Here is a 9,460-nt window from a genome sequence, read left to right on the forward strand (position 1 = left end):
CAAACCTGTAAAAATATGTGGCAAGCTATAGGGCAACATTATTTTGGTAATGTATTTCCAAACTGAAAACCCAAAGGCTTTGCCTACGTTTTTATGATCCTGCGGAATGTTCGAAACGCCGAAAGATGTATTGATAAGCGTTGGCCACAAAGAACAAATGAATATCATAAAGATGCTGGCCTTGGGTGAATCCTGGAAAATGGCCAATCCCAGTGGAAACCAAGCCAGTGGTGACACTGGCCTTAATATTTGTACAATGGGATTGATGATATTCATTGCTATCCGGCTGCTTCCTAAAACAAAACCCAGGGGAATAGCAATTAAACTTCCCAATCCAAAACCAATACCTACCCGTGCCAAAGAACTCAACAGCTTTATACCAATTCCTTTATTATCGGGATCATTTTGAAAAGGATTGGTCATAACTTCTTTAAACGTACCCCAGGTTGCAATGGGTGAAGGGATCTCTCCTTTTGTTAACCGGGAAACCATATCCCACATTCCCAGCAACAACAGCATACCTGCCGCGAAATACACCACCGACCATCCTATTTTTATTGCTTTTGCTTTCATTGTTTACAATTTGAATAGTTATGTAATGGGGTTTATTTGGGCGATGCAGCGATATACGCTTTCGGGTTATTTGGATCAAAGGTTGCAGCCTCGATGTTCAATTTGAATGGCTTCATATCATCTGCAGGAACAGGAATGTTCATGCTTTTTGCCACTTCAGCGTACAGATCGTCCATGATCAGTTTATCAGCTATCTCTTTATAATTGGCGGGCAACGCATCTACTAAACCAAAGCGTACATACTGCGAAAGAAACCAGATGCCATGTGCTTTTCTTGGTGCGTTTACAAAACCATTATTATGGAACAACATGTAATCGTCTTTATATTTCTGCACTCCCAGGTCGCAGCCAAGGTCGTTACTTCCCATGAGGCGGGCCTCCAGTACGGTAACGGGTGCATTTACATAGTTAGGGCGTGAAAGTATGGCGGCCGCTTTTTTACGGTTACCCATATTATCGAGCCATTTGCAGGCTTCCAGTATGGCCATCATCACTTTCTTCAGGTCTTCGCGATTACCATCGGCAAATGCTTTATTAACCACCAATGCTTTTTCGGGATGATTTTTCCAGATATCCTGTGAAGCAATATGCGTGAAGCCAACATTTTGTGCCGCAGCCACGCCATTCCAGGGTTCTCCTACACAAAAACCTTCCATATTATCAACCCGCATATTGGCTACCATTTGCGGTGGTGGTATAGTAATAATACCTACTGATTTTGAGTTTACGCCGCAGGCTGCCAGCCAGGTGCGCAACCAGATATCGTGTGTGCCGCCGGGAAAAGTATGAGCAAATGTTACTTCTTTTCTCGACTGCACTGATTTTACTGCAGCAGCTACTTTTTTTAGTTCTTTAAATCCAACCAGCCCACAGAAATCTTTTGACAGTGTAATGGCCTGTCCATTATTATTCAGCACCATTGCAATTCTCATTTCAGAACCAGCTTTGCCGCCAATACCTTCATACACAGAGAAAGGCATAGAAAATAAACAATGCGCGCCATCCAGTTCTCCATTCAATACCTTATCGCGCACATTTGCCCATGAGGCTTCTTTTGTTACCTGAACATCCAGGCCATATTTTTGAAAGAAGCCCATTTCTTTGGCAATTATCAAAGGGGCGCAATCGGTTAAAGGAATAAAACCAAGCTTTATTACCCTGGTTGGTTTATTCGTTGTATGCCGGATAAAAGATGTTGACACAACAAAAACAGCCAGTGCAACAATTAGTATTTTAGATATATTGAGAATTTTCATGTCGGTTTGATTTTAAGGCCTCATTATTGTTTAATTGCCACTGGTTTGCTAAAAAAGAAATCGGGGCGAATGTTGATCATCAGGTAAGCCCAATTGGCATTGTGCCTCGCCTGGTCCATGGTGGCTCTTTTAACGTACTCGGTACTGTTGTTTGCTTTCATAAATGAGTAGCCGAGCTCCAGTGTAGTGAATTTGTTGAGTGAATAATTGGCGATAAAATCAAACTCGTATCCTAAGTTTTTGTCGATATTAGCTTTATCGGGATCAGACGCATTTGCCACATTTTGTGCCAGTCTGAAGTTGTGTGCATCGAGGCTTACAAAAAATAAATTGGCCTGATATTTTACTTTAAAGTAAGCATCCTGTAAACCGCCTGTCGGAGAACCGGTTGCTACATAATAGTAATCCATGTATCCCCAATGTTTATGCGGTGTTCCGTACAAGGGATCGAAGCGATGGTTTTCATTAGCAGCAGTGGTGGGGGTATTTCCCGATAAATAATCGTAGCCGGGGCCAAAGCTGAATTTGCCTTTCTGCAGCATAAGTGATGCTGTATAATGCGAAGCATTCAACTTTTTTCCGTCGCGGTCTTTACCACTTTGAAAATAGGCGCCTACCTGCCACGCTTTTTTCAAGCCGGATGCATTACCAATAGTTCCATTGATCATTAACCCGTAAGTAAGGCGGCTGTTCACCCCTTTTACATCATATCTTCTGCCGTATACATATCCCGAAGCAGCGCCTCCTACTGAATCGGGGCGGTATTTTGAGAAATCATCTTTGAAGAAAAGTCCTGCAAATTTTGTTTGGCCGAACTTGCGGCTTATATACGCCATTTGCATGGATTTATATTGCTGGTTCATGCCATTGGTGCTTACCGTATTGGCCAGCACCGGTGTACCTGCCCCACTGCTTTTTGCACCCATAGTGCCATTGGTTGAAAGCGGCAGTAATCCGGCCGGAGTGGCTACCAGGTTTCCCAGTGAATTGGTAACATAAGGAGGAACGTTACCTGCGATATAGCCTGTTCCGGTATACCCGGCCGCATCGGTATTTTGGTTGAATCCGACGCCCAGATCAACCTGCCAGCCATGGTGCAACGCTTTTATCAGCAATGCATCGTGGCGGCGGGCTTGTTGCAACCAGTCCAGGTCGCCCAACAACCGCACATCATCATATATTAAAGCCTGACGGCCAATTTTAAAAGAAAGATTGTCGATACCTTTTGTTTTTATGGTGGTATCAGCCACATTCATAAGCGTTACTTCTGCCCAGGCTTCATGCACCATCAGCCTGTTACCATCAGCATTATTAATGGTAGAAGCATCCTGTCCCCACACCCGAACATCCTGAACAGAGAAGTTGAAGTTTACCCGGTCCCATTTGTAGCCAAAGATCAGTCGGGCCCGTTGAGAGGTGAAAAAAGCAGGGTCAGTACCTTTTGCATTAAGAGTGCCATAACCATCACGTACTTCGCTACGTGTACGTAACTGTCCCGCTAATGAAAATTGCGCGACAGTGCTGGTTGGTCTCCCCATTAAAAATGCTCCGGTTACTGCCATGAAAATTAATTTTTTCCTCATACTTTTGTTTTGGTTTTTTACGATGATGATCCATTGTCGTGATTTGCTTTCCCCCGGTCAGACTGCCATCTGCCGGGGTTTTTTAATTGCCGTTGGTGTATTTTGCTTTTACCATGCAGTGAGTTTGGTTACACAATTTGATTTACATTATGGCAAGCAATCGTTAAAACACTATGTAGGCAAGCGACCATTAAACCAAAACATCGAATATTGAATGTTATTCGGAAATTCAATATTCAGCCCGCCTTCGCCAAGGCTCCGTCGGGCGAGCAATCATTATTCTTCTATTCCTATATATACCAGGTCATTTTCAATTTTTACCGGATAGGTTTTCAAATCGCCGCAATCATCGCCACTCAGGCATTTACCGGTGGACAATGAAAAGGTCTTTTTATGGAAGGGACATGCCACTTTGGGTTCATTGTTTTGCGTTCCTATCATTCCCCGGCTTAAGGCCATTTGCATGCGGTGCGGACACATATTCTGTGTAGCATACCACTCGCCGCGGCGACTGAAATTGAAGAGCGCAATCTGCTCGTCGTGATACTTTACAGCAACACCGCCGTTTTCAGGCACATCTGTAGTACGGCAGGCTAAAAACCAGGTAAGTACGTTTTCTTGGATCATAACATGTCATTGATATTTACAAAAAGATTTCCTGTTCAGCTTTCACTGATCATTTTTTCTTATGGCTTTAAATGGGGGAATAAAAACCCGCTGCATCTTTTTAATGCAGGCAAACAATCGTTAGTATACGCAGCCAGCGCCGGCCAAAAGCCGGTCAGCCACATAGCAAGTGTGTGTGAGTGTTTTAGTGTATCAGAAGAAAATTATCAGAAGAATGGTGGCCCCATGGCCCGGCCAAAAGATGATGCGCGTTGTTTTGTTATGCTACTTCCACTCCTTCGCTTTTTTCTGTTCCCGCATGGGTTCAAATTGTATAGAAGGATCTTTCTCTGCAGGTGCATTTACAAAATGCGAGAAACGTTTCCGGATCTCAGGATTCTCAATCGCTTCTTTCCATTCGCATTTATAATTATCTACCAGCAATTGCATTTCTGCTTCCAGCTGTTCGGCAATGCCTAAGCTGTCATTCACCACTACATTTTTCAGATAATCTATACCACCTTCCATTTTGTTCAACCACGTAGCAGTACGGGTTAAAGGATCAGCGGTTTTTATATAGAACATCAAAAACCGATCGATGTATTTTATACAGGTTTCTGAATCAAGGTCGGTAGCCAGTAACAGGGCGTGTTGTGGTTTTGAACCGCCGTTTCCGCACACATACAGGTTCCAGCCTTTTTCGGTAGCGATGATACCAAAATCTTTGCTTTGCGCTTCGGCACACTCGCGAATACAACCCGATACGGCTGATTTCAATTTATGAGGCGCGCGCAATCCGCGGTATCTTTCTTCAATCCGAATAGCGAAGCTAACGCTGTCGTGCAAACCAAACCGGCACCAGGTGCTGCCCACGCAGCTTTTTACCGTGCGCAATGCTTTACCATAAGCATGACCGCTTTCAAAACCTGCTGCGATCAGTTCACTCCAGATAGCGGGGAGATCACTTACATGCGCACCAAACAGATCGATACGCTGACCGCCGGTAATTTTTGTATAGAGATGATATTTTTTCGCTACCTCTCCTATTACGATCAATTTTTCAGGTGTAATTTCTCCACCGGGAATACGAGGCACTACTGAATAGGTACCGCCTTTTTGAATGTTGGCCAAAAAGCGGTCGTTGCTGTCCTGCGCCGTATCGTTTCCTTTAGCCAGGATCATCTCATTCCACAAACTGGCTAAAATCGAAGCTACGGGTGGTTTACACAATTCGCAACCATCGCCTGTACCCAGTTTATTCAATACTTCATCAAACGTCATCAGCTTATGCACTTTTACCAGGTCGTACAGTTCCTGACGGCTGTAGTTAAAGTGTTCGCAGATTACGTTGCGTACATATTTTCCTTGTGATTTAAGGGTATGGTTAATGAGGTCCTTTACCATGGGAACGCAACCGCCGCAACCGGTACCAGCTTTGGTACATTTCTTAACAGCATCCATGGTTTCGTTGCCTTCACCTACCGCTTTGCAGATATCGCCTTTTGAAACGCTTTCGCAACTGCAGATCAGCGAATCATCGGGTAAGCTTGTAATGCCGGCGCCACCTTCAGCACCAGATCCGCCACGTGCGCCCAGGATCACATCTTCAGGATTAGGCGGCAACACCACTTTATTCTTGCTGGTTTGCAGCAACATATTGTAAGCATCTGCATCGCCTACCAGGATACCGCCTAATAAATATTTTCCGTCGTTTGAAATATTAATGCGTTTGTAAACACCCTTCATGCTGTCTTCCAGCACAATGCTACGCCCTTCAGTATGCGCCACAAACGGATCACCAAAGCTGGCCACATCAACACCTATCAGTTTCAGCTTGGTGCTCATGTCGAACCCGGTGAACGATTTGTCGCCACCCAGCAGGTTGGCAGCTACTACTTCGGCCATTTCATAACCGGGCGCCACCAGGCCATAGATCATGCCACCGTGCAAAGCACATTCGCCAATGGCAAAGATGAATGGATCGGCGGTTGCTAATTTATCGTTCACGACAATACCACCGCGGTGTCCTGTTTCCAAACCAGCCAGTTTTGCCAACTCATCGCGCGGCTTGATACCGGCTGAGATCACCAGCATATCCACATCGAGTTTGGTATCGTCTGAGAACTGCATACCATTTATGAACTGATCGCCCAGGATCTCAGAGGTGTTCTTGCTTGTATGAATGGAAAGCCCCAGTGATTCGAGCTTTGCTTTTAAGATGTTGGAACCGGCCTCATCGATTTGCCGGGGCATAAGACGGGGAGCAAATTCAATTACGTGGGTATTGGTAACGCCAAGGTCTATCATGGCTTTGGCCGCTTCCAACCCCAGCAAACCGCCACCAATTACAGCGCCGGTCTTTGCTTTTTTAGCATAAGCCGTCATCAATTCCAGGTCCTCGATAGTGCGGTAAATAAATACGCCTTCTTTTTCAACACCCGGGATGGGAGGAACAAAGGCAGCAGAACCGGTGGCCAGTATCAGGTAATCGTAAGATTCAGTAATACCGTGGTGAGAGCGAACAGTTTTTTGTTCGCGATCTATATAAGAGATGGGATCTCCTAAATACAATTTAATATTTCTTTCCGCATACCAATCGAGGCCGGCCATTGTGAGGTCTTCAGCCGTTTTACCAGCAAAGTATTCACTCAAATGAACACGATCGTAAGCCGGGCGGGTTTCTTCTCCAAAAACCACTAATTCAATTTGCCCTGATTGGGCTTTGGCGGTCAGCTTTTCACAAAACTTGTATCCAACCATTCCATTGCCGATAACTACTATTTTCATAATCTGCGGTTTTAAGTGTCAGTTAAGCGCAGGCAATCGTTATATTATATAAAATCACATGTAACAACAAGATGGCAATTCGCTAAAAATTTATTCGTTGTTTTGTGATCTCTGTAATAAAAATACGTTCTTTTTGTTGTACTTTTTACTCAGAATTCAAATATAGATAATATATTTATTTTACTAATGTATAATTATTTAAATTTTTCTCTCATTTTTGAGGTCTGAACCAGAAAGCATTAGACAGGCAATGAACTATTGCGATTTTGCTACTGATTTAGCCTAAAAAAGATATATTAAATAATACTACATATAAATTTTACCGGGTGAAACGAAATAAACATGGTTGTGATCTGAAAAGCTGCTTTTTATGCAGACTCTGCTCAAAGGAATGGCTTCCGGCAGTTGATGCCCATCGCCAAAGCTTTCATGTAAATAAAGGTGAGTTGCTTTTTACCGAAGGCAATGAGGTTACCGGTATTTACTTTATATATAAGGGCACCTTTAAGGTTCATAAAAAATGGACTCAGGATAAAGAACTGATCGTTCGGCTGGCCCGAAGCGGCGCCATTCTGGGTCATCGCGGTTTGGGTAATGATATTTTTTATCCCGTATCAGCCACCGCACTGGAACCAAGTGAAGTGTGTTTTATCGACATTGGCTTTTTTCAGTCGACCCTGAAAGTGAACCCGCAGTTCCTGTATGAACTGATGATGTTCTTTGCCGGTGAATTGAAGGAGTCTGAGAAAAAGATGCGCAATCTGGCGCATATGCCGGTTATTGGCAGAATTGCCCTGGCTTTGTTATCTATTCAGTCAACCTTTGGCACCACGCCGGAAGGTTTTCTTGATATCACCCTCAGCCGCCAGGACCTGGCCTCGTATACCGGCACTACCTATGAAACCGTATTCAGGCTTATGAACGAAATGGTACAGGAAGGCAGCATAACTTTATCAGGCAAGAGCATATGCATTGCAGATGCGGAGAAGTTGCTTGCACATACTGTTGAATGATCTCTTTTATTAAAATATTTTTTTAGTGGCAGCATTAACTGTGGAACCCGAATTAATAGTAGCAGGCGCCGGGGCGGGCGATCCCGAACTCATTACTTTAAAAGCATATAAACTTTTACAGGAAGTGCCGGTGGTGTTGTATGATAACCTGGTAAATAAGTCATTGCTCGATTATACCAAACCGGGTTGTGAAAACATTTATGTAGGCAAGCTGCCTTATGGCGATTACACGCCACAGGAACAAATACATGAACTGATAAAAGAAAAGGCCTTTTCAAAAGGCAGGGTATTACGTTTAAAGGGTGGCGATCCTTTTATTTTTGGAAGAGGGTTTGAAGAAATATTATTTGCCCGCCAACATGGAATAAAAACAACTTACATCCCCGGTATTACCAGTATGCAGGCAAGTGGTTTGTACGACATTCCTTTAACCTTTCGTAACATCAGTGAAAGTATATGGGTGGTTACCGGTACTAAAAAAGATGGCTCATTATCTGCCGATCTGCAACTGGCCATACAAAGCAAAGCCACTGTAGTTATTTATATGGGTATGAAAAAATTGCCTGAAATCGCCAGCATCTATCTTGACAAAGGTTATGGCGATATGCCTGCAGCAATCATTCATTATGCATCGCTGCCGTATCACAAACTTGTCAAGGGCGCCATCAAAGACCTGCCACAACTGGCAGCAGAACAACATATCACTCATCCGGCCCTTATCATCATTGGCCCGGTCACAAATACAGATTTATTGGTTGGCACTTAATAACCACCAATAAATCTGTTAATACATACCAACGGTTGTTATATAACGTTATATATTACGATAAAATAATACTTCAAATCGTAGTTTATAAGAGGATTCCTATCATGCGCATACGCGCTAAGTACTTCTATGTATCACCAGCTAAATGATGGGGCGTATTCACTTAAGATTCACAAATTTTTTATTGTCACGAAACAGGATTCCGGTGTTTTAAACGAGGTATTCTGTCAAAAGTAGCAACAGAGAAGAATTTAGCGATACTGCGCTATAAATTCTTGAAATTATACAAAGGCTCTGGTTAGGCACTAAGAGCTCCCGGATAAAAAACCGGGAGCTTACATTAACGTTATGCAGATAACATGCACTACACCAGGAATTACAGGCCTGAAGGATGGGTTAATTTCTTCTACCGGCCTGCACTCGAAGAAGGAAATAGTTTATACAAAACTTTTTCAACATCCTTCTTCGTATACGTTATCGTTACGCCCTTTAAACATTCCACGCGACATGCCGGCTATTTGTAAGTGGGCATGGAAGCTGAGCCGTGCTGCTGATACGGTGGCAGCAAGTTACCTGTATGCGGGCAGTTCTGATTTTGCCCGTTCTTTTATGGTACTATTGAATAACCGGCTCGCTCTTTGCCAGATTGATATTTGTGCTGCTGACAAGGACGAGTTGTATGATACATTTCCAACTGCCAACGGCGATTATATTATTCGACTCCTGATGAACACCAACAGGAGCACCGTTCGCCCACTGCACCTCAAAGCCCTTCAAACCTGTATGGAATATTTCTTTTTATTCCCTGAGATCAAAAAGATCATCGCTGAACCCGAGGACGAGAATAAGAAATACAACGAAATTTTATTACAGGCC

The 9,460-nt window shown here is 43.6% G+C and carries 8 protein-coding genes; 3 read left to right on the top strand and 5 right to left on the bottom strand.

From position 1 onward, the window contains the following. From ACJ751_RS01915 to nirB, 5 genes are all read right to left on the bottom strand, one after another. The coding region (locus ACJ751_RS01915; protein WP_407743685.1) for an ABC transporter permease at nt 1-573 on the bottom strand (573 nt) is incomplete at its 3' end. Nucleotides 574-605: 32 nt separating this feature from the next. After that, nucleotides 606-1,829 (bottom strand): CmpA/NrtA family ABC transporter substrate-binding protein, encoded by a 1,224-nt coding sequence (locus ACJ751_RS01920; protein WP_407743686.1) that lies wholly within the window; start codon nt 1,827-1,829, stop codon nt 606-608. Nucleotides 1,830-1,852: 23 nt separating this feature from the next. After that, a complete protein-coding gene (locus ACJ751_RS01925) occupies nt 1,853-3,391 on the bottom strand; it encodes an alginate export family protein (RefSeq protein WP_407743687.1) in 1,539 nt (512 codons plus the stop codon). Nucleotides 3,392-3,688: 297 nt separating this feature from the next. Further along, complete coding sequence (nirD, locus tag ACJ751_RS01930) at nt 3,689-4,039, bottom strand: nitrite reductase small subunit NirD (protein WP_407743688.1); 351 nt, start codon at nt 4,037-4,039, stop codon at nt 3,689-3,691. Between the two features lie 264 nt (nt 4,040-4,303). Beyond that, the gene (gene nirB / locus ACJ751_RS01935) at nt 4,304-6,805 is read right to left on the bottom strand and encodes a nitrite reductase large subunit NirB (RefSeq protein ID WP_407743689.1); all 2,502 of its coding nucleotides are present in this window, start codon (nt 6,803-6,805) and stop codon (nt 4,304-4,306) included. Nucleotides 6,806-7,131: 326 nt separating this feature from the next. Between nirB and ACJ751_RS01940 the strand changes: the two genes are divergently transcribed. The 3 genes from ACJ751_RS01940 to ACJ751_RS01950 form a co-directional block, all read left to right on the top strand. Further along, nucleotides 7,132-7,818 carry a Crp/Fnr family transcriptional regulator gene (locus ACJ751_RS01940; protein WP_407743690.1) on the top strand — a complete coding sequence of 229 codons (687 nt, stop codon included), beginning with the start codon at nt 7,132-7,134 and terminating at the stop codon, nt 7,816-7,818. Nucleotides 7,819-7,843: 25 nt separating this feature from the next. Beyond that, a complete protein-coding gene (gene cobA / locus ACJ751_RS01945; RefSeq protein WP_407743691.1) occupies nt 7,844-8,584 on the top strand; it encodes a uroporphyrinogen-III C-methyltransferase in 741 nt (246 codons plus the stop codon). A gap of 348 nt (nt 8,585-8,932) precedes the next feature. Then, nucleotides 8,933-9,460, top strand: a 528-nt coding sequence (locus ACJ751_RS01950) for a hypothetical protein (RefSeq protein WP_407743692.1), incomplete at its 3' end; no start/stop codon positions are given.

Origin of the sequence: Niastella sp., from assembly GCF_045805085.1 — a bacterium.
Taxonomy (GTDB): Bacteria; Bacteroidota; Bacteroidia; order Chitinophagales; family Chitinophagaceae; genus Niastella.

Bases quoted from the DNA above. Each gene is read 5' to 3' on its own strand.
- nirB (WP_407743689.1), bottom strand. From the start codon at position 6,805: ATGAAAATAGTAGTTATCGGCAATGGAATGGTTGGATACAAGTTTTGT.
- ACJ751_RS01925 (WP_407743687.1), bottom strand. From the start codon at position 3,391: ATGGCAGTAACCGGAGCATTTTTAATGGGGAGACCAACCAGCACTGTC.
- ACJ751_RS01920 (WP_407743686.1), bottom strand. From the start codon at position 1,829: ATGAAAATTCTCAATATATCTAAAATACTAATTGTTGCACTGGCTGTT.
- nirD (WP_407743688.1), bottom strand. From the start codon at position 4,039: ATGATCCAAGAAAACGTACTTACCTGGTTTTTAGCCTGCCGTACTACA.